Source organism: Longimonas sp. (assembly GCF_046498435.1).
GTDB lineage: Bacteria > Bacteroidota > Rhodothermia > Rhodothermales > Salinibacteraceae > Longimonas.
On the sequence record NZ_JAWOAR010000163.1, the window covers coordinates 1 to 20,555 of the forward strand.

Here is a 20,555-nt window from a genome sequence, read left to right on the forward strand (position 1 = left end):
CGTGGGCCGCAGCAGCATCGCGCCGATCACAATTTGCAGGTAGACGCCTGCAAATTGTGATCGGCGCGATGCTGCGGCACTCTACACAGGTGCTCTCGGGCAGCTTCGCAATCCTGCACATCGCCGGTGCGTTTGTGGTGACGGGGCTGCTCTTTGCGGCGTTTGTCTACGTGCAGAAGTATTGGACAGCGTACCGCCCGCTGCGGCGTACCGCCTGGGTGGTGCTGGGGGCTGTGGGCGTGCAGTTTGCGCTCGGTCTGGCGGCATACCTGGTGCTGATCCACGAATCGGCGATGCAGATACGGAGCACTATGCAAGTCGTACTCACCGTAGCGCATCTCGTCGTAGGAGCCGTGCTCTTTGCCTCCACCATTGCGCTCGCGCTGTGGAGTCACCGTCTGGCCCCGGCTGCTATATCCAACTTCCCGGGCGACACCGGAGCCCCCAAAAGCGAACCCGTGCTCACTGAGCGGTCGCGAGCGGCCTAAGCCCGCTCCGTTTCATGCGTTGCCATCCCTTGCAATTTTCGTCTTTCCCATCGTACCCCGCTGTTCATGCCTGAGCGCTCTTCTGCCTCTTCAGACGTCCCGTCGGTGCGTGTCGCCACGGCCGAACAGGCTGGTTACGCCACCGGTTCATGGCGCCAGGTGCTGCGCGACTACCTGACACTGACCAAGCCGGAGATCTCGTTTCTGGTAACGGTGTCGGCGTTTGCGGGCTTTCTGCTGGGCAGTCCCACAAGCCTCGATGGAGGCACGCTGCTCATCACACTTGTTGGTGTAGGTATGTGCGCGGGCGGCGTCGGGATGCTGAATCACTGCATGGAGCATCGATTCGACGCCACCATGAAGCGCACCGTCGATCGCCCCATTCCGGCCGGACGCATTCCGCTGGCGCACGCGCAGTGGGTGGGCACCGGACTGGTGTTGGCGAGTGTGGGCATTCTGTGTCCGCTTGTGAATCCGCCCACTGCTGTCCTCGCCGCGCTCACAGCCATCTTGTACCTGTACGTGTACACGCCACTGAAGCGCCACACCACGTACAACACAATCATTGGCACCATTCCCGGCGCGCTTCCGGCGTTGGGGGGATACGTAGCGGCCACAGGCACCTTCGGCGCCGCCGGATGGGCAATCTTTGCCATTCTGGCCTGCTGGCAAATGCCGCACTTCCTCTCGCTGGCCTGGATGTATCGCAATGACTACGCCCGCGGCAACTACGCTATGCTTCCCGTCGAAGAACCCTCGGGCGACTCCACGGCGTATCAAACTATTGTATTTACCGTGCTCCTTCTGGGAGCCAGCGTGCTGCCCACCGCCTTCGGCCCTGCCGGATGGCTGTACCTGGCAGGCGTGCTGCCTGTAGGAATCTGGTTTCTTTACAGGGCCCTCCAGTTCCATCGCGAACGCACCGGCATCCGTGCGCGTCGTGTACTAAAAGCGTCTATCGTGTATATTCCTGCACTCGTGGTGCTACTTACAATCGACTGGTTTCTGTAGTCTTGCGCCGTCCCTGGCATGCCTGTCCCCGCAATCCATGTAAATGACGTATCGCTGCGTTACGACCGTACGCAGCAGGCACTCCAAGACGTAGACCTGTCGGTGCCTCAGGGAGCACTTATGGGGCTTTTAGGACCCAATGGTAGCGGAAAGACCTCGCTCTTCCGCATTCTGGCAACGCTCGTTGCACCCACTGAGGGCACCGCCAAGGTGTTTGGAGCCTCCACCGAAACCAACGCTGCTGCCGTACGCCAACGGCTCGGCGTGGTGTTTCAGTCGCCTGCCCTTGACGATACGCTCACGATCCGCGAAAACCTGGCGTTTCAGGGCGCGCTCTATGGGCTCCACGGGGCCGCCCTGCGCGAACGCATCAACACGGTGCTTCGTCATGTGGAACTTACCGACCGTGCTCACGACGCCGTCGATACGCTCTCGGGCGGACTCGCACGGCGTGCCGACTTGGCCCGCGGCCTGCTGCATCAGCCCGACTTGCTGTTGCTCGACGAACCGACCGCCGGACTCGACCCCATGGCGCGCCGCTCGTTCTGGGAGACGGTGAACACCCTGCAGGCCACCGAAGGTACCACGATGGTCGTGGCCACCCATCTTATGGATGAAGCCGAGCGCTGCGATGCGGTAGCCATCCTCTCGGAGGGGGAACTCGTGGTTGAAGGCAAACCTGCCACGCTCCGCGCCGCCCTGGGCGACGAAATGCTCTGGCTTGCGACTGAGGTGCCCCACCAGCTGGCCCGCGATGTGAATGCCCGATTTGGCGGTACGGCACACGCCTTCGACCAGGGCGTGCAGCTCCTGCACGACGACGCAGCCCAACTGGTTGGCCCGGTCTACACCGCGTTTGGCAACCGCATCCAAAGCGCCACCGTGCGCCCACCCACGCTCGAAGACGTGTTCATGGCCCACGCCGGTACCCGCCTCGATGCCGACCGCGCCTCACTCGCTCCCGCCTACTCTGCGTAATCCCGGCTCGCCCCGCTCATGCCTACCGCTCTCTTGACCATTGCCGCGCTCTGTCGCCGCGAAATTCTGAAGTTCGTGCGCGACCGCAGCCGCGTGGCAGGCGTCCTCGTGCAGCCACTCGCGTTCTGGCTGCTCCTCGGGCTCGGCTTCCAAGGCGCATTCCAGATGCCCGATTCGCCCGTTGGAGCCGTCGGATACGTCGAGTTTCTCTTTCCCGGCATTCTGGCGCTGGTGCTGCTGTTTACCGCCATCTTTTCCACCATCTCTATTGTGGAAGAGCGGGCGTCCGGTTTCCTTCAAACCGTGCTCATTGCGCCCACTTCGCGCACAGCCATCGTGCTCGGCAACGCGTTGGGCGGCACGATCCTGGCCTCAGTGCAAGCGCTGCTGTTTGTGGCCGTGTGGCCGTGGGTCGGACCCGGACTCACCGTCGGCGGCGTGCTCTACATCACCGCCATCTGCCTGGGCGTGGGCATCGGATTTACCGCGCTGGGCAGTGCCATCGCCTGGCGTACCGATACCACCCGAGGCTTCCACGCCATCATGAACCTGTTTCTGCTCCCGCTCTGGTTTCTGTCGAGTGCGATGTTTCCCCTCGACAGCGCCGCACCCGGACTCCGCGAATTGATGTACGCCAACCCCGTCTCCTACGCCGTAAGCGGACTCCGCCACGGCCTCTACCCCGACCCGCCTGCCGTACTCGCCGATCCGGTGCTCTGCATGGCCATCACCTGGGGCTTCGCCGCCGTAATGGTGGGCATTGCCGTGTGGAGCGTGCATCGCCCGCTCTACCAAACGGCATAGAGCGAACTTTGGCATTTTGGGTAGGGGGATGCGAAGCATAGCGGCACGCCCCCCAGAAACGCGTCGGCAAGCGTGCACGTTAGCCTCCTTTGCACTTGACTTTCTCTCAAGCCCCTGCTGTACCATGGCCGACCGGGTCGACCTCAAAACGATGGGCCGCGCTGATCTTGAATCCTTCGTCGAAACGCTGGATGAACCGTCGTACCGGGGCCGTCAGCTCTACAACTGGATCTACGCCCGCGGCGAAACCGACTTCGCTGAAATGACCAGCCTGTCAAAGTCGCTACGTAGCCGCCTGAGCGATGTAGCCAAGGTACCGTCGATCACGGTGAAGCGCATGCAGCAGAGCGACGATGGCACCTCTAAGGCGCTCTTTACGCTGCCGTCGGGACGCGAAGCCGAAACGGTGCTCATCCCCAGCTTCGATGCCCTCGGCAAGGCACAGCGCCTTACGGTGTGCGTGTCGAGTCAGGTGGGATGCGCAATGGGCTGCTCCTTCTGCGCGACGGGACTCATGGGCTTCCAGGAAAACCTGACGCCCGGCGCGATCTACGATCAGGTGTGGGTCATGAACCAGGAAGCCCAGGAGCGCTACGGACGCGCGGTGTCTAACGTGGTGTTTATGGGGATGGGCGAGCCGCTCCTGAACTACGACGCTGTGCTGCAAAGCGTGGCGCTGCTCACCGACGAGGACACGCTCAACATGTCGCCGCGTCGCATCACCATTTCTACGGTGGGACTGGCCCGCCGCATCCGCGACCTGGCCGACGACGACCCGCGCACCAACCTGGCCGTTTCGCTACACGCGCCCACCGACGAGCAGCGCAGCGCCATCATGCCCGTCAACCAGTCCGAGAAGACCAGCCTGGGTGCGCTCGAAGCCGCCATCCGCTACTACGCCGACACGACCGGGCGGCCCATCACGTATGAGTACTGCCTGTTTGAAGGCGTAAACGACGCAGTTGAAGATGCCAAGAACCTGGCCAAGATCACGCGGTGGGCGCCGTCGAAAGTCAATATCTTGATGTACAACCCGGTGCCTTCACTTCCCTTTGAGCGCACCACTACCGAGCAGCTCAACCGCTTCGTGCAAGCGCTGGTCGAGGAAGGTGTTACCGTAACAGTGCGCCAGAGCCGGGGCCAAGACATCGACGCAGCCTGTGGCCAGCTCGCCAATGCCTAATAGGGGTGGAGGGATGGAAGGGTGGAGGGATGGAAGAGAAGAACGGCCTTCCTTCCAGCCATTCATACGTACATCCATCCTCACGTCATGAGGCGGATACGTGTTTAGCGTACTGTCCCCCGGCAGACAGTGCCGAATGCTATCGGCACTGGGAGCGCAACGGAGATCTTGAGCAATGTTTAAAAGTTAGCGGGGCAGAGGGGCCCGAAGGGTCATGCCTGTTGTGCCCCTGAACAGCCTGCGTCGCACGGCAGAGGGGCCGAAGGTCATGCTTTTTGTGCCATGCGACGAGTGTAAGTAAAGAAACCTTAGCCCGGGATCAGGAGCGTAGCGGATATCCCGGGCGATCATCGAAGCCCATTAAACAGATACCGAGGCGGGGCCCCGCGACGACGAGATGACGAGTGTGAGCCGTTGCTCGTACATCTTCACCGCAATACCGCCGCCGGAGTTAAGTACTCTACTGCTCCGGACTTGGGGGCGGAGGCGTCTGCGAAGCCGGGGGCACCGCCGACGTATCAACCGGGGCCGACGTATCAGCCGGTGCACTGGCGGGCGCAGTGGGCACCTCAATCTCCTCCTCCAGCAGCGACTCCAGGTCGTTGAAGCGCTCGCCGAATGCAGCAAAGTCGCCATCCTGCAGAGCCTCGCGCGCTTCTTGCACCAAACGCCGCGCCTCGCCGATATTCTCAGCGGTTACCCCCGGCGCCCCCGACAGATCGATGGGCTGCTCCGGACTGTCTTGCATCTGCGCGACAACGGAGCCCTCGGCCTCAATGACCTCCTCACCGAAGATCGTGTTCAGCGCCTGATTCAGTGTGCGCTCCATCACCACGAACTCGTCGTACGACACGATTACGCGCTGTAGCTGCGGGATGCGAATGTTGTCGGCGATGAGGAAGATGGGCTCCACATAGAGGAACGAGTCCTCAATGGGCACCACAATCAGGTTGCCGCGCAGCACACTCGAACCGCGCTGATCCCAGAGCGCAATCTGCTGCGAGATTTCGGGGTCCTGGTCAATGCGCGACTCGATCTGGTTGGGCCCATAGATGAGACGGTCCTTCGGCAGGTTGTACGTTACAATCTCACCGTAATTGGGCGGATCCGAGCGCGCCGCGATCCAGGCAATCATGTTGTCGCGGTTGTCGGGGGTGACGGGCGTCATGAGCATAAACTGAAGCTCATCCTCGCCGGGCAGCCGCGTCATGATGTAATACGGCTCCATGCGCATCTGACGACCATCGTAGTTTTCAATGGGGCGTGTCCACAGGTCTTCGTTGTTGTAAAAGACCTGGGCTCGCTGCATGTGGTACCGATTTAGCTTATCGACTTGCAGCTCGAAGAGATCTTGCGGATACCGAACATGGCGCCGAATGCCGGGGCCCATTTCGTCAAACTCCTGAAAAAGACCAGGAAATGCCGATGCATACGTCTGCACGATAGGGTCGTCGGGATCCACGATATACAAGCCGACATCGCCGTCATAGGCATCCACCACCATTTTCACGGAGTTGCGGATATACTGCATGCCGTTATAGCGTCCGTGGCCCTCAACCGTCTCGCTATATGGAAAGGAGCGACTGGCCGTGTAGGCATCCTGAATCCAATACTGCCGCTTGTTATTGACGACGAAGTACGGGTCTTCGTCGAAGTTCAGAAAGGGCGCGACGCGTTCAACCCGCTCCGACACGTTGTTCCAGATCTGAATGCGGCTCTCCTCATTCAGATACTGCGAGAGCACGATATTGTAATCGCCCATGTAGTACGCCATGAGCAACTGCTTCCAGAACGAGTCGAGCAGAATGCCGCCGTTGCCGGTGTACGTGGTATACACGTTTTCATCACCAGCGGGATAGTCGAGTTCTTCAGCACTTGAGGGCGCAATGCGGTAGGTTGAGGTGCGGCTTCCGTAGTAGATGCCCGGCTTATCGACTTCCAGCGTGGAGTCGGCTACCTGTGGCGGGAGGTCGCGCATCAAAAACTCAGGCGACCCCTCGATGCCTTCGCGCGCAACCAAGTTCATGACGGCGCCATAACCGTGGGTGTACTGCAGGTGGCGGTTGAACCAAGTATCGGAGCCGGAGGGAAGTTGCTGGGTGAGCTCGCGCGGAGATAGCATGACTTGGCGGTACTCGCCGTCAATCACGTAGCGATCTACATCGACCTCGTAAAACTGGTAGTACAAGCGAATTTGCTGCAACTGCACGTAGGTATCCACCAGCAGACGCGGATCCCACAGGCGGATGTTGCGCACGACATCATCGTTGTCGCGTAGTTCATCGGGGTCGAGTTCGGTACGAGCAGGGTACTCGCGCTTTACTACATTGTTAATGCCGAAGGCCTCGCGCGTGAACTCGATATTGTGTTCGATGTAAGGCTCTTCAACCTGAAGCTCATTAGGGACGACGCGCACCTGGTCAACGATACTCGGGGCAGCCACCAGACTGGCGATGAGCACCAGTACGTAAAGGCCTATGCCGTACGACACAAGTCGGAACCGAAACCGCTTTAGATTGAGGCCCACCAGCACGATGAGCATGAACGTCATGCCGATCATGACCCAGAGCGCTGGCAGCACAACGTTAATGTCGGTGTAGTTCGCGCCAAAGACCGTTCCGCTGCGTTCCAAGAGCAGTTCGTAGCGGTCGAGGTAGAACCCCCACGCCCAGCCAAGCAGCAGAAGCATCACGTTCACGCCAATGTGCTGAATGGAGGCTGGGCGGAGTTGCAACTGGCCGTTGCGGACGCCAATAGCCCCCACGAGCACATATCCGGTGACGAGGATGAGCAGTCCTAAGAAGACCAGTCCTACAAATCCACTCTGCAACGACTGAATGAATGGCAGTTCCAGCATGTAGAAGCCGAGGTCGTTGCCGAAAAGAGGATCGGTACGTCCATACGGTTGGGCATGCCAGTAGCGCAGCAGTTCATTCCAACGCCCCGTAAATCCGGTGGCAAAGAGCAGGGTAAAGACCGATGCCAGGCCGAAGCCCAGACGGCGCAAACGGCCTTCAGTGAGCGGTTTTCCGCCCATTTGCGGCCCCCCATCATCGCCCCCACTGAACTGTTGGGCCCAGTACGGCGGCAGGCGCTTCATGAAGAGGGCAATGTTGGTGCCGAAATAGAGCCCAGCGATTAACAGCACAAACCCGAACAGGGTAACTTGAAACCCGATCTTGGTCCAAAACACGCTGGTGTAGCCCAGTTCGCCCAGCCACAGGTACTCAACGAAGATGCCAGGAGCAATCAGCAACAGGGTGAAGAACAGGCCAATCAGTAATAGGGCGCTCTGTACCCACCGATTTGATCGTATCAAAGACATAAACGTTGTATACACGTCGTCAGCAAGGGAGCGGGGCCGGTGCTGTATCGCTAAAGTGTGAGAAGCACCGGGTCTATAGCAATGCAGATGTCCTATGTCCGGTTCGCCCAATACGACGAGATACGGGGCGTCCGTACATGCATTTCAACAATCTCTGATGGAGGTAGTCCGAATAGTGCACACATGCAGACAAGCACAGACCAAAGTGCACCGCCAGCGCGTGTGTATGTAATGCAGCGTCGTTATGTACGAAGCCGTTCCAGTTGAAATAAACGCGTAATAGCCCATGTGCAGGGTATGATTCTACAGCAAAAAGCTGCATATTGTACGCACATGGCTATCTTTCTTGCACAAACTCATGGTTGATATGTCCGCCCAAGTCGTTTTGGTGAACGCACACGACGAACCTGTGGGACTGGCCGACAAGCTCGAAGCACACGAGCAAGGCTGGCTGCACCGTGCGTTTTCTGTGTTTGTGTTTGATCCGAAGGGGCGTTTGCTCCTGCAACAGCGCAACGTAAACAAGTACCACTCGGGAGCGCTGTGGTCGAACACCTGCTGTAGCCATCCGCATCCGGAAGAGCCCGTGGCCGAAGCGGCCCAGCGTCGCCTGCAAGAGGAAATGGGGTTTCGATGCGCATTGGAACCGGCGTTTACCTTCACGTACCGGGCCGTGCTATCGGATACGATGATCGAGCATGAGTATGATCATGTATTTATCGGACAGGGAACGCCTGCTGTATCCCCCAATGTCGATGAGGTCCAAGACTGGCGCTGGGTGGCCCCCAACGAATTGGTGGCCGACATCGCGGCGCATCCCGAGCATTACACGGCGTGGTTCCGCATGGCCATTGAGCGTGTGTTTCAGCATGCGCATGCGCACTATCCGACGGTGGTGCCCAAGCTCGACGATGCCGTGCAGCGCGCAGGATTCGACTACGCGACCGACGACAGTATGACCTCGTCGCTGATGCCGTAATCCCCGCTTGCAGGCGCCATTCACGGGGTGTCAGGCCGCCCTGCGTTGCACGCTATGCTACCGGAACAAGGCAGCACAACGCGTGTGGATGCTTGCAGCGCATTGGGAGGGCCCCGAAGCGGACATCCTCCAGGCGTCCTGATTCTTTTGTCTCACCAGTAACGCTGTCTTTCTGTATGCCTACCTACGTCTACCGTCGTGAAGACGGAACGAAGTTTGAAATCAAGCAATCCATCTCTGCAGATCCGCTTGAGACGTGCCCAGAAACGGGCCAGCCTGTAGAGCGCATCATTAGCGGATCTGCAGGGTTGATCTTCAAAGGCAGTGGCTTTTACGAGACGGATTACAAACGCAACGGTGCCTCAGGAGCGAACAAAAGTACTACAAACAGTTCGTCGAATGCGTCGGATGAGTAAGTCGAGAAAGAGGGGGCAGATCGGCGGGGCTACGCAACTGTGGGGCTACGCAACTGTGCCCGCGACGCTCGGATGGGCTGCTCGCTTGGCTACGGGTGTAGGAAGCGATTCAGGCAGATCGAGAATGGTCGCAGCCCATGTCAGACCGGCCCCGAACGCCACGAGTGCGAGCGTATCGCCCGGAGCGGCACGTCCGGCATCCAGCGCTTCGGAGAGCGCCAGCGGCACACTGGCTGCCGACGTATTGCCGTAGCGATCCACATTCATGAATACCTGATCGTCGGAAAGCCCAAGTGCGTCGGCCGCGTACTGAATGATGCGTGCGTTGGCCTGGTGCGGCACGAGCAGGTCGATGTCGTTGACTGTGTACGGCGATGCCTGAAGGGCCTCTGTAACAGCACGACCCAAAATGCGGGTAGCAAATTTAAAGACCTCGCGCCCATTCATCTCTAAGGTTGGTTCGTTGTTGGCGACATGCGCATGCGTGATCGGCTCGGCCACGCCCCCAGTGGGCACAATGATGTTCTCAGCGCCCGCACCATCGGAGCCAAGCACATGGCTTCGCATTCCCCCAGTTTGGGTGGCCTGCATTACCACAGCCCCCGATCCGTCGCCAAAGAGCACAGCTGTGCTGCGCTTGTTCCAGCTGAGCCAGCGGCTAACCAACTCAGTACCGATGACGAGCACGGTGTCGCATGCGCCTGTTTCAATAAACTGCTGCGCAGTTACAAGGGCATAGACAAACCCGGTGCATCCAACTGTAAGCTGCATGGCGCCATTCGTGGGAAGGCCCAGGCCCTCTTGGACCTGGCTGGATACCGGCGGGGTCAGGTAGTCGGGCGAGGACGAGGCCACGAGGAGCAGATCGACAGCCTCGGGGGCAACCTCTGCGCAGCGCAGCGCCCGGCGTCCGCTTTCGACCGACATGGTGGCGGTAGTTTCGTTTTCGGCAGCGAAGCGGCGCTCGCGAATCCCGCTGCGTGAGCGAATCCACTCGTCGCTGGTGTCCATGTATTCAGACAGTTCGTCGTTGGTAACGACGCGCTCGGGTACGTAGTGGCCCCAGCCGGTGATGCTTGCGGTGCGCATGACAGAGGAAAAAAGATGAGGGAGCAGATGAATAGCCCAGAATCGCTTGGAAGCGGTTCCAAATTGCGTTTCCCCCCGCGATGCCATCGCTATGATGCCATCGCGTTGGGGCGATCCGTTTGGAAGCAGTTTCTCAGTAAGCGTCTTAGGAAGCAGTTTCTGCGGCGCCAATTTTGGCGATCGCCAGGAAATCGCTTGCCGTGAGGCTGGCCCCGCCGATGAGTCCGCCATTTACGTCGGGCTGCCCCAAAAGGGACTCGGCATTGTGGGGCTTCATGCTTCCGCCGTACAGTACGTGAACGGCAGCGGCGTCTTCGGTGCTGCTTAGCGTGGCGAGTTCGCTACGCACGAAGGCGTGCATCTCCTGCGCCTGTTCGGGCGTGGCCGAATCGCCGGTTCCAATAGCCCAGACGGGCTCATACGCAACGACAACCGCATCTCCTGCAATGGACGCTTCATCGAGGGCCGCGCGCAGTTGGGTGCGTACGACGTCTTCGGCGTTACTTGCATCGCGCTGGGGTTTGGTTTCGCCCACGCAGATGACGGGAATTAGGTCGTGCGCCTGGGCTTGCTTCACCTGGGCATTTACATCTGCATCCGAAAGCCCAAACAGCTGACGCCGCTCGGAGTGGCCCACGATAACGTGCGTGCAGCCGACGGCTTTGAGCATGGGAGCCGACACTTCGCCAGTGAATGCGCCAGCGTCTTCGTGATGCATATGTTGCCCTCCAAGCGCAACAGGCGTTTCGGCCAGCTCGCCGCCTACGGCTTGCAGGTTGACATCGGGTGGGCACACGAGCATGTCGATGGGAGCCAACGTATCCTGGTCCGCCAGATAGCCCGATGCCAGCGACTGGGCCAGCGATTGGGCATCGGGAAGAGTGGTGTTCATTTTCCAGTTTCCGGCAATAAGCATATTAAACAGGAGGATAAGTCGAAAAAAAGCGAAACTGCTCAGCGCTATGAATTATCTTACCCCTCAATAGGGCAGCGAAAACGAGCGAGTGCGGCTCGCGCAAGGCGGGGGGAGCCGCACAGGGGTACGCGTTTGAGATAATTCCTTACTGCTTCCGAGCTTCGTAGGCAAACATCGGGGGGATATTGAGCAGGACGTACTCTTTCTCCACATGTGGAAACTGCTGACGCAGCGGCTGCTCCATGTGGTTGTAGTTTTGATACACCAGGAACTTGCCGTTGTCGTGGAGCGCGTCGAACGTAGACTGAATCAGCGCTGTTTTGACGCCATCATCCAGGAACGAAAACGGGATGCCGGAGATGATGTAATCGACCGGCGTCAGGTCGTGGGCCTCGATGATGGATTCCACGTTCTCGGCCCGGTCGTGTACCACCGTAACCTGCTCGTTCTGCGCCTCGAACGACTGCAAGTCGCTCACGAACCCGTCGTTGCTCTCAATGAGCACGAGCGAGGAGTCGGGATGCATGTGTCGGGCTATGTATCGGCTAAAAACGCCATCACCCGGGCCGTATTCCACGATGGTATGCGGCGTATCGAAGTCGATCCACCGGCACACGCGTTTCACCAGATACGACGACGATGGCGTAATTGCAGCCACATCGCGGTCTTTGATAAAGTTCTTAATGTAGGAGAGCGTACCCATGCAAACAAAAAAAGTCAGTGAGCAAAAACAGACGGTGGCTCCGTTGCTTAACGCAAAGGAAGACGGTGAAATAACGCAAGGGGCAGGGTGCATATGAGGAAGCAGCACGCCACCCACCGACGCCGTGGTTTACGGCGCATCGTCTTGCGATGCATTATCTTGCGACGCGTCATCGGCGTCTGATGGCACCAGCGCACGCAGGTCTTCTTGCAGCGCTACGATAGCAGTACCCAAATACTTGTCTACGATGTGCCCCTCGGCATCAATTAAGACACGGGTGGGCAGCGAAGCAATGTTATACGTTTCAAGCAGCGGACTTTCAGCGCCTTCGGGGGCAATGACATGATGCCCCGGCAGCGTGCGCCCTTCGCGGAAGGCCTCGTTAAGCAAGGAGTCGGGCTGAAGCGAGATGGAGATGATCTGCAGGTCTTGCGCCTCGGTGCCTTCGTAGATGGCATTGCGCGTCGGGATTTGCTCGCGGTAGAGGCGACCTTCAGGACGATAGAACTCAAGCAGCACGGGGCGTCCGCGCAGCGCGTCGAGCGAGAGCGTATCGCCCTCAATGGTCGTCAGGTCAAAGGGAGGAGCTGTATTGCCCGGAAGCAGATTTTCGGCTTCGTACTCGGCCCGGGTCGCCCATTCGGCCCAATCGCTATCGGGATAGGTGTTGCGCAGGGTGCGTGCGGCATCGAGTGCGGCGTCGCGTTCGAGGCTGTCGAGATGGGTGCGCACAACCTCGGCCATGAGTGTGGCGCGGGTGTCGGTGCTGACTCCGGCCTCCTCGGCATGAGCGATGGCTTGCTCCAGTAGATCGAGCGCAGAGGCCTGGCCTTCGCGCTCCGCCTGTGCGCGCCGGGCAATACGCATCGCCTCCCCATAGCGCGGATTCGTAGGCTTCAGTTCCAGGCTGCGGGCCACAGTCAGCGAGTCGTTCCAGCCCTCAATCATTGCAATAGATTCGACCGCAGCCAGGTCAGCCATATACGATCCAGGAAAGGAGTCGCTCAGCCGCCACAAGATGCTGCTTGTCTGGCGGATGTTCTGGCCCATACGGCTTTCGTCGATCTCTTCCTGCAGGCCCTGCACCATTGATTGCCGGTGAAGCGCCATGGTGTTGCGATACGCCATAAGCGCGTCGTTCTCGGGCGAGCGAATGCGGGCCAGTCCCCGCAGCGGCAGTTCCATCTCCAACGATGCCGTGTCGCCATCGGCAACCACGACCTCGCCCTGGTGCACGGTGTTGCCGCGCCGCTGCACCACGTACGGGTAGATAGACCGCTCGTTAGCGCGCACCGTCATGCTAAAAGCGCCCGTGGAATCGGTTTGGGCAATGCCCAGGGTGTCTACCTCGCGTCCGGTTGACTGGATGACGAGCACGCTGAATCCGCTATAATCCCCCGATGGGTCTACGTCTTCGCTTACGGTAATGGAGCCGCGTAGCACGCTTTCAACAGCAGCCGACTCTTGAGCGGAACTGGATCCACAGGCAGTGATGAGCAAGATGGCGCACAGCAGACTGGCTGCAAGTCCATACGAAGCAGCGGGCAACGAAAACGGGTGAGGCGTAGGCACAGCAGAGCAGGCGGGTAAAGAGGGATGCGAAATAAAGGGGGCGAAACAAAAGGAGTGCCAGCCTAAAAGCGGACCTTAGTTACCGGTTGGAAGCCCGCTCGTCGAGCTTCTCGGTGAGCAGGTTACGCACAAGTTGCGGATTGGGCGACCCATCGACACGCTGCATGACCTGTCCAATGAAGAAACCGAGCAGGCCGTCTTTGCCATTGAGGTACGTTTCGACATTGTCGGGATGGTTGTCCAGCACCGATTCGGCTACCGGTTCCAGCTGACTGCGATCCGAGATCTGGATGAGGTTGTGGTCGTCCGCAATTTTGCCAGCGGAGGCATCGGTGTGCTCAAGCATCAGATTAAACACCTTTTGTGCTCCGCTGGAGCTGACTTTGTCTTCCAGACGCAAGTATACAAGCTGGGCCAGACGCCGGGGCGTAACGGGAAGCGTTTCGGGCGTGTAGTCCGTTTCATTAAGCGTACGTAGCACATCGCTCATCACGAAGTTGGCCACCTCCTTCGCCTGGGCATTGGTATCGCCGCCTTTGGTGCGTTTGAAAAGCGACGAAAGCGCCTCCTCGAAGTAGTCGGCCACGGCGCGCTCTTCGGTGAGCACTTCGGCATCGTAGGGCGGCAAGCCCAAGCTGTGGACGAACCGGTTGCAGCGGGCATCCGGCATTTCGGGGAGGTTGGCGCGCAGGGCCTCCACGCGCTCCGCAGGCACCACGACCGGTGGCAGGTCGGGGTCGGGCATGTAGCGGTAGTCGTGCGCCTCTTCTTTCGAGCGGAGCGGGCGGGTCCGCTCAGCATCGGCATCCCACAGCAGGGTGTGCTGCTGCACCGCCTCGCCCTGTTCGTGGGCTACAATCTGGCGGTTAATCTCGTATTCGAGCGCGCGCTCCACGTTGCGAATAGAGTTTAGATTCTTGAGCTCGGTGCGCGTGCCCAATCGGGTTTGTCCTTTTGGACGCACTGATACGTTGGCATCGCAGCGGAGCGAGCCCTCCTCCATATTCCCGTTGCTGATGCCGAGCCAGCGCACCAACTGGCGCACTTTCTGTAGATAGCGATACGCCTCGCGCGGGGAGCGCAGATCAGGCTCCGACACCATTTCGATGAGAGGCACGCCACATCGGTTGTAGTCGAGCAGCGTGTGGGCCTCGTCCTGGTCGTGAATGGACTTCCCCGCGTCCTCCTCCAGGTGAATTCGCGTGATGCCAATGCGTTTGCGCGTAGGCAGGTCGTTGTCGGCCTGCTTGTCGGCTTCCTCAGTCTCAATTTCGAGATACCCACCGTAGCACAGGGGCGTGTCGTACTGCGAGGTTTGGTAGCCTTTGGGCAAGTCGGGGTAAAAGTAGTGCTTGCGCGCAAAAAACGAGCGCTCGGCAATCGAGCAATGCGTAGCCAGCCCCATGCGCAGCGTATGCGTAACCGCCTCCGTATTGAGCACTGGTAGCGTGCCGGGATGTCCAAGACTCACCGGATCAACATGCGTATTCGGAGGAGCCCCATAAGATGCTGCTTCTGGGCTGAATAGCTTGCTCTCGGTTTGGAGTTGGCAGTGCACCTCCAACCCAATGACGGGTTCGTACGTCTCGTGCAGCATAAAACGGGCGTCAGGCAAGGAAAACCGAAAAACCAGCGCGTGGACAGTGCCCTGTGTAAGGCACTACTTGGCTGCTAACTTAACCACCGGCGCATTGTTCAGCATGCAGCATTGCTGAGCCGCCGTATGCAAAATACCTACAGCCCTTCCCACTTGCCGAGAATCTCTTCTACATGGGCATCGGTTTTGGGACGCTTAAAGATGTGCCGGATGATGCCGTCGGGGTCGATAAGGTAGGTGGTACGCTTCGTGCCAACTACGGTGTTGCCGTACAGGTTACGCTCGCCATACACGCCGTACGCGGTCAAGATGGTGTGCTCCGGATCGGCCACAAGAGGAAACGGCAGGTCGTATTCATCCGCAAAATCGGCATGTGAATCCACCCCGTCTTCCGATACGCCAACGACGGCGATTCCTTGATCTTGCAGGCGGGTGTAGCCATCACGGAGCGTGCACGCCTGGGTGGTGCAGCCCGGCGTGTCGTCTTTCGGGTAGAAGTAGAGCGCCACCCACTGCCCACGGTAATCAGAAAGCGTGAGTGATTCGTTTTGCTGCGTAGGCGCGGTAAAATCGGGAGCGGGGGTGCCAACGTCGAGGCGATTGATGGAGGCAGGCATAAAGACAGCGGTGCGTGAGCAAGAAACGAGTGGCTGTTCTCACTTCGACTCCGAGGGAGCGTTCCCATCTACATCGGTCAATGGTAGACGGATGCGGAAGGTGGTGCCAACCCCCTCGGTGGTTGTGAACGTGATTGCGCCGTCGAGTTCAGTGATGGTTTTGTGCGCAATCGAGAGCCCCAGTCCTGTCCCGCTGGTTTTGGTGGAGAAGTTAGGTTGGAAGATCTTGTCGCGTTCATCCGGTGGGATGCCGACGCCGTTGTCGCGTACGGTAAGTTCAGCGTATCCATCGGGATAGGCGCTGGTGGGGGCGTGGCGCGTGGTGGCAATCTGGATGTGTGGTTCACGGTCGTCGGGCACTGCTTGCAGCGCATTTTTGAGCAGGTTAATGCATACGCGCCGCAGCTCTTCGCGGTCGGCTTCGACAACGAGTGGGGCGTCGTGCCAGGTGGTTGTGAAGGCGTCGTCGGGGGCTTCCTCGCGGATGAGCTGGGCCGCCTCCTGGGCTACTTCGTTCACATCAAGTGGCTCTGGAACACGGGTAGGCAGGCGTGCAAAGGAGGAAAACTCGTTGGCGATGCGCGAAAGCGTATTGATCTGGTCGATGAGCGTGTCGGTGATACGTGCAAAGAGTTTCGCAAACTGGTCGTCGTCTTTGGGAGCGGCGTTGGTTGGGGCGGTCTCTGATGCATCCCCCCGATGCTGAAAGGCCCGTTTGAGGTGCTGAATGGAGAGCTTCATGGGGGTGAGCGGATTTTTGATTTCGTGGGCCACCTGCCGCGCCATTTCGCGCCAGGCCAGTTCCCGTTCTTGCTGCGCCAGCTTGCGGCGCTGTTCGGCGAGTTGGGCTCGCATGTCGTTGAAGGTTTGCACGAGTTCGCCAATCTCGTCGCGCGTTTCTACCGGCAGCATGCGTGCAAAGCGTCCCTCTCCGACAGCTTCGAGCCCTTCACGCAGCTGCGCAATCGGTTGTGCGATGGCGCTGGCCACGAGCGAGGCGGTGCCCATGACCACGATAACGAGCATAAGCAAAGCGCCAAACAGATAGGCAAGGGTGCGGGCCTGCTCCTCTTCGAGTTGCTCTTGCTGTGCCAGTGTGGGCACCGCCACCACGAAGCGCGTGCGTCCCGAGGCATCGGTGAGGGCCTGATAGCCCACGCGATACGCAAACGTCCCAATGCTGCGGCGCGCCGTTGTGAAGCGTCGTCCCTCAACATGAAGCGCGTGGTAGACCTCCATAGGCAGGCGCGGCTCCACGAGTCCGTCGCGCACGAGGCGCGGGCGGCTGGTTTCGATGAGCAGCCCGTCTTCGTACACATCCAGGTCGGTGCCCATGCGCACGGCTAACGCGTTCATATCGGTGCGCTCTACCACGCGAAAGACGCGCTCGTCGGTGCGGGCCTCCAGGGCGAGTGTTTCCTCGACCCGCGAGAGGGCATCGGCAAGGCGCCGTTCGACGCCCCGATCGCTTTCTTCTTCGACTACCTGTACGCCCAGCACGCCCACCGCCAGGGCCGCCGCTACGCCTACCCCCAAAAATGCATTGAGCACCTTATCGCGAAACCGGACGCGCGGAGCTGGAATCAGCCCCAGGTGGTAGCGCAGTGCCACCCCCAGCAGATACCCGAGCAGGCCCAGCCCCAAAACGGCTACGGTGATGCGAAACAGATAGTACAGATGGTCGAACGGCATGATGGTGGGCAGCCGCGCCACCACCACGCGGTCATCGGCAGTGCGTTCGTAATACGTAAGGTAGCGGTGCTCGCCCTCGGTGGTGTGTCTCCAAAAGGAGGATGTGGTGCGCAGCCGTTCGCGCACGTCGGGGCGAAGCCGTCCTGCTCCTACATCGGGGCCTTGGTTGCGCTGCAAGATGCCATCCACAAATACGGAGAGCGCAAGATCGGCATACAGGTCATTGTATGAGCCATCGGGCAGGAACACGCGGGGGATATCGCTGCCACTGCCCACGAGCCCAGCGCGTGGCTCAATGCGGACCATCACCCAGTGCAGGGGGGAGGGCCCTTGCAAGCGCTGCAAGCCGACATACTCCACTGCGGCGCGGCCTCGGCGATCACGGCGCAGGTCTTCAGGGAGTGGGGTGGCCATCGGACCGGTGCTACCTTGCATGGTGTACAGCGTTTGCATCCGCTGAAAGATGCGCTCGTCTTCGGGGGTCTGCCCCACGCGCTGCGGACGCACCCCCGGGGTGGCGTATTGGGCTTGGGGGGTGCCGACCGAGTCGAGCAGCACCAGTCGCGATTCGTACGGGCTCAGTGAGGTGAGTAGGGAGCTGCGCAGTGCATCAGTCGCTATAGCGTCGAGGCTATCGGCGGTGATGGCCTCGGCCTCCCAGCGGTTTAGGTCGGCCCCTACACCATCTACGATCTGCTGAAGAGCAAACAAGAGGCGCGGGTTACGTCCCTCAACAAACGACTGTGCGGCTTCGGCCATGCGGCCCCGCCGTTGCTCATCCATGCCCACATAGAGCAGGGCATATAGTGTTGTGGCAAGTATGATGATAGCGGGAAGCAGGCGCTGCACTGTAAGATGGTTGAGCCCTGCATAGGGCCAGGTGCGCCCTACAAATGCAAGTCCTCCAGCGCTTATCAGTAGACCGACGGATACGATCGGTACGATCGGCTCCGTCGGGGCCGTCCATACAAACAGAGTAGTTGCCGATACGCCGCAGCAGGCCAGTCCAAGCGCGGCCAGTATGCCCGGGCCATAGGTTGCAGGCCAGGTGGGAAGCACCAGGCGACTCACCATCCACCACAATGCCACCAGTCCCAAAAACAGCCCCACGAGTAGGAGTGCCAGACTGCTAAACACAATGAGAATGAGGGGACTGGGGAGTAGCCCGGTACGTGCGAAAAAGTTGAGTGTGCTGTCGAGGATCGCGTGCTCAACAACATGCGCTACCGCAAGTGCAGCGCTGAGTCCTGTTACCGTGAGTACGACTCCCCCCACGGCTGCCGTAAGCACCGCGCGGCGGCGAGGGCCATCGAGGGTATAGCGCGTGGCCCAGGCGTCTGACCATGCCATAGGCAAGCGGTAGCGCACGCCCAGCATAAACAGCCCTAAGCCGATCAGTGCCACCCATCCGCCGGTGAGCAGCAGGTCGCCAATGGAGCGCATGAGCCCTCCCCCAACGCCCGAGGCCAGGTGTACCGGGTCAAATAGCATGGCTCCTGTGCTATCTGCAGGCATCCATCGCGCAGGGATGTCGAGATAGATAGCAATATAGCGCAGTGCAACCAGTCCCAACACGAGGGCGGCCATCCATCCGGTGGCAGCACGTAAACTGCGGAGGGCGGTACGACGTGTGCGCTTCCAGGCCGATTGGAACTGATATACGCCCCCTCCCAGAAGCCAGAGTAAAACCATCGCAACAACGCCTCCCAGTGCATCCCCCATGCGCTCCTGCTCCATACGCAGCAATTGGTCGGTGTCGGGGCGCACCAAATGCACCAGGGCAATCGGCACCTCGCGCAGGTCGCGCAGAAGAACTGTTGTAGACGCGTCGCGGCTGGGACGATCGGCATCGGGTGGGACGGCGATCTTCCAAGAGATGTCAATCGGGAGCGGCAGGTCGGCGGCCCACTGTGTACTAAGTTGGTAGGCACGGATGAACCGGTTCTGCACCGGGGGATCTACGTGCACCTGCCGCATCACTCGCACAGCGCCAATGGCGCGGCCTTCCACGCGTACCGGGGCCCAGGCAACAAGAGCGGTTTGGGCGTTGCCCTTCTGCGCAACAGCGACCTGCGTATCCCGCAGAAATGCTTCTTGGTCGGGGGCCGAGTCGAGCGGCATACTAAACCCGGTCCATCCCATAAGACGAGGCGTGGGCGAGTACACCTCTACTGCAAGTCGCTCTCCCAGATCGAGGCTTGCCAGATGCTCAACCAGCCGATTCGGGCGCTCTGTGCTCCGCGATGCACGAGCCAGACTACGAATAATGACCGAGTCGCGCGCCAGGGCTTCCGCCTCTCGTACCAGCGAGGCACGCAGGGTTTGGTATCGTGTGGATACGGTAGCACGTACCTCTTCGAGCCGCTCCGTGTCACGTCCGGCAACATGTTCGGGGGCAAGGTAGACACGCGCAACCCCCAGAAAAACCGCCCCTGCACCCAGCAGTGCAGCGACCATCCAATACAGTACTAAACGAGACGAAAAAGCGCGCATGCCAGCGGCAGCCAAAAACAGAGAGCAACAGTCCAGGTCCGCCGGATCCATCCGGTACGCCTGGATGCATACATCATACGGTATAGCACGGGCGATACCAACTTCGGTGCCTGTCTCGTGTCTGCAGGCGGTTAGGGCTGTGCCACTTCGATGCGTAGTTCATGGAAGACCCATGCGGTAGAGCCTTCGTCGAAGCGGACCATGACGCAGAAGGGTGGCGGTTTTGCCGCGGTTGGTTGGCTGGATTCCCGGTCGAGCCGGGAATGACGAATGCAAAAGGTGGCGGCTTCGCCGCGATTGGTTGACTGGATTCCCGATCGAGTCGGGAATGACGGCAGAAGGGTGGCGGCTTTGCCGCGGTTGTTGGGCTGGATTCCCGGTCGGGCCGGGAATGACGGCAGAAGGCGCGGGGCGGTGTTCGCGTGGGCAATGTGACGCCGATCTACGGGGCTTTTCGTAGGCGCGATCTCCAGGTCGCGATCGGGGCGGAACGTGGGTCGGCGCCTGGAGATGCCTCCTGCGGGGGATTGTTGGATTACGCTGCGCTGGTCCAACCTGTGCGGGCTATGCGATGCATGCCGCCATTTCGGAATCCAGGCGTCAGACTTCGAATGGGTTGATGACCGATATGCCGGATTGCTCGAAGTCGCGGGTGTTGCGCGTCGCGATGCTGGCGCCGTGGGTGAGACAGA

The 20,555-nt window shown here is 60.0% G+C and carries 14 protein-coding genes and 1 pseudogene; 7 read left to right on the forward strand and 8 right to left on the reverse strand.

Going from position 1 to position 20,555, the window contains the following annotated elements:
* The 5 genes and pseudogenes from R6U20_RS05980 to rlmN form a co-directional block, all read left to right on the forward strand.
* Nucleotides 1-488 (forward strand): annotated as a pseudogene (locus tag R6U20_RS05980) (hypothetical protein); the annotation flags it as partial.
* Nucleotides 489-554: 66 nt separating this feature from the next.
* Complete coding sequence (gene cyoE / locus R6U20_RS05985) at nt 555-1,499, forward strand: heme o synthase (protein ID WP_410336954.1); 945 nt, start codon at nt 555-557, stop codon at nt 1,497-1,499.
* A gap of 18 nt (nt 1,500-1,517) precedes the next feature.
* A complete protein-coding gene (locus tag R6U20_RS05990) occupies nt 1,518-2,477 on the forward strand; it encodes an ABC transporter ATP-binding protein (RefSeq protein WP_410336955.1) in 960 nt (319 codons plus the stop codon).
* Between the two features lie 18 nt (nt 2,478-2,495).
* Nucleotides 2,496-3,281, forward strand: coding sequence for an ABC transporter permease (locus R6U20_RS05995; RefSeq protein WP_410336956.1), 786 nt, complete (start codon nt 2,496-2,498; stop codon nt 3,279-3,281).
* A gap of 124 nt (nt 3,282-3,405) precedes the next feature.
* On the forward strand, nt 3,406-4,464 hold the full coding sequence (gene rlmN, locus R6U20_RS06000) for a 23S rRNA (adenine(2503)-C(2))-methyltransferase RlmN (protein ID WP_410336957.1): 1,059 nt from the start codon (nt 3,406-3,408) through the stop codon (nt 4,462-4,464).
* A gap of 460 nt (nt 4,465-4,924) precedes the next feature.
* On the opposite strand, the gene R6U20_RS06005 is transcribed toward rlmN, so the two are convergent.
* Nucleotides 4,925-7,789: a UPF0182 family protein gene (locus R6U20_RS06005; protein WP_410336958.1), complete on the reverse strand. Its 2,865-nt coding sequence runs from the start codon at nt 7,787-7,789 to the stop codon at nt 4,925-4,927.
* A gap of 367 nt (nt 7,790-8,156) precedes the next feature.
* On the opposite strand from R6U20_RS06005, the gene idi reads away from it, so the two are divergent.
* Together idi and R6U20_RS06015 are read left to right on the forward strand one after the other, a co-directional pair.
* Nucleotides 8,157-8,768, forward strand: coding sequence for an isopentenyl-diphosphate Delta-isomerase (gene idi / locus R6U20_RS06010; protein WP_410336959.1), 612 nt, complete (start codon nt 8,157-8,159; stop codon nt 8,766-8,768).
* A gap of 176 nt (nt 8,769-8,944) precedes the next feature.
* The gene (locus R6U20_RS06015; RefSeq protein ID WP_410336960.1) at nt 8,945-9,184 is read left to right on the forward strand and encodes an FmdB family zinc ribbon protein; all 240 of its coding nucleotides are present in this window, start codon (nt 8,945-8,947) and stop codon (nt 9,182-9,184) included.
* A 45-nt stretch (nt 9,185-9,229) separates the two neighbouring features.
* Here the strand turns inward: R6U20_RS06015 and R6U20_RS06020 are convergent, their stop codons facing one another.
* The 7 genes from R6U20_RS06020 to R6U20_RS06050 form a co-directional block, all read right to left on the reverse strand.
* Nucleotides 9,230-10,273, reverse strand: a complete 1,044-nt coding sequence (locus R6U20_RS06020) for a beta-ketoacyl-ACP synthase III (protein WP_410336961.1) — start codon at nt 10,271-10,273, stop codon at nt 9,230-9,232.
* Between the two features lie 145 nt (nt 10,274-10,418).
* Nucleotides 10,419-11,189, reverse strand: a complete 771-nt coding sequence (tpiA, locus tag R6U20_RS06025; RefSeq protein WP_410336962.1) for a triose-phosphate isomerase — start codon at nt 11,187-11,189, stop codon at nt 10,419-10,421.
* Nucleotides 11,190-11,334: 145 nt separating this feature from the next.
* On the reverse strand, nt 11,335-11,892 hold the full coding sequence (locus R6U20_RS06030) for a class I SAM-dependent methyltransferase (protein ID WP_410336963.1): 558 nt from the start codon (nt 11,890-11,892) through the stop codon (nt 11,335-11,337).
* 129 nt (nt 11,893-12,021) lie between these two features.
* Entirely contained in the window at nt 12,022-13,464 is a 1,443-nt protein-coding gene (locus R6U20_RS06035) for a peroxiredoxin family protein (RefSeq protein ID WP_410336964.1), read from the reverse strand.
* Nucleotides 13,465-13,543: 79 nt separating this feature from the next.
* Nucleotides 13,544-15,061: an Asp-tRNA(Asn)/Glu-tRNA(Gln) amidotransferase subunit GatB gene (gatB, locus tag R6U20_RS06040; protein WP_410336965.1), complete on the reverse strand. Its 1,518-nt coding sequence runs from the start codon at nt 15,059-15,061 to the stop codon at nt 13,544-13,546.
* Nucleotides 15,062-15,198: 137 nt separating this feature from the next.
* The gene (gene bcp, locus R6U20_RS06045; protein ID WP_410336966.1) at nt 15,199-15,678 is read right to left on the reverse strand and encodes a thioredoxin-dependent thiol peroxidase; all 480 of its coding nucleotides are present in this window, start codon (nt 15,676-15,678) and stop codon (nt 15,199-15,201) included.
* A gap of 39 nt (nt 15,679-15,717) precedes the next feature.
* Entirely contained in the window at nt 15,718-19,827 is a 4,110-nt protein-coding gene (locus tag R6U20_RS06050) for an ATP-binding protein (RefSeq protein ID WP_410336967.1), read from the reverse strand.
* Nucleotides 19,828-20,555: the final 728 nt, after the last annotated feature.

What these genes read in the sequence shown, in the direction of transcription:
- gatB (WP_410336965.1), bottom strand. Translation starts at nt 15,061, where the DNA reads ATGCTGCACGAGACGTACGAACCCGTCATTGGGTTGGAGGTGCACTGC.
- R6U20_RS06020 (WP_410336961.1), bottom strand. Translation starts at nt 10,273, where the DNA reads ATGCGCACCGCAAGCATCACCGGCTGGGGCCACTACGTACCCGAGCGC.
- R6U20_RS06015 (WP_410336960.1), top strand. Translation starts at nt 8,945, where the DNA reads ATGCCTACCTACGTCTACCGTCGTGAAGACGGAACGAAGTTTGAAATC.
- R6U20_RS06050 (WP_410336967.1), bottom strand. Translation starts at nt 19,827, where the DNA reads ATGGTCGCTGCACTGCTGGGTGCAGGGGCGGTTTTTCTGGGGGTTGCG.
- R6U20_RS05995 (WP_410336956.1), top strand. Translation starts at nt 2,496, where the DNA reads ATGCCTACCGCTCTCTTGACCATTGCCGCGCTCTGTCGCCGCGAAATT.
- idi (WP_410336959.1), top strand. Translation starts at nt 8,157, where the DNA reads ATGTCCGCCCAAGTCGTTTTGGTGAACGCACACGACGAACCTGTGGGA.
- R6U20_RS06005 (WP_410336958.1), bottom strand. Translation starts at nt 7,789, where the DNA reads ATGTCTTTGATACGATCAAATCGGTGGGTACAGAGCGCCCTATTACTG.
- tpiA (WP_410336962.1), bottom strand. Translation starts at nt 11,189, where the DNA reads ATGCTTATTGCCGGAAACTGGAAAATGAACACCACTCTTCCCGATGCC.
- rlmN (WP_410336957.1), top strand. Translation starts at nt 3,406, where the DNA reads ATGGCCGACCGGGTCGACCTCAAAACGATGGGCCGCGCTGATCTTGAA.
- R6U20_RS06030 (WP_410336963.1), bottom strand. Translation starts at nt 11,892, where the DNA reads ATGGGTACGCTCTCCTACATTAAGAACTTTATCAAAGACCGCGATGTG.
- cyoE (WP_410336954.1), top strand. Translation starts at nt 555, where the DNA reads ATGCCTGAGCGCTCTTCTGCCTCTTCAGACGTCCCGTCGGTGCGTGTC.
- R6U20_RS05990 (WP_410336955.1), top strand. Translation starts at nt 1,518, where the DNA reads ATGCCTGTCCCCGCAATCCATGTAAATGACGTATCGCTGCGTTACGAC.
- bcp (WP_410336966.1), bottom strand. Translation starts at nt 15,678, where the DNA reads ATGCCTGCCTCCATCAATCGCCTCGACGTTGGCACCCCCGCTCCCGAT.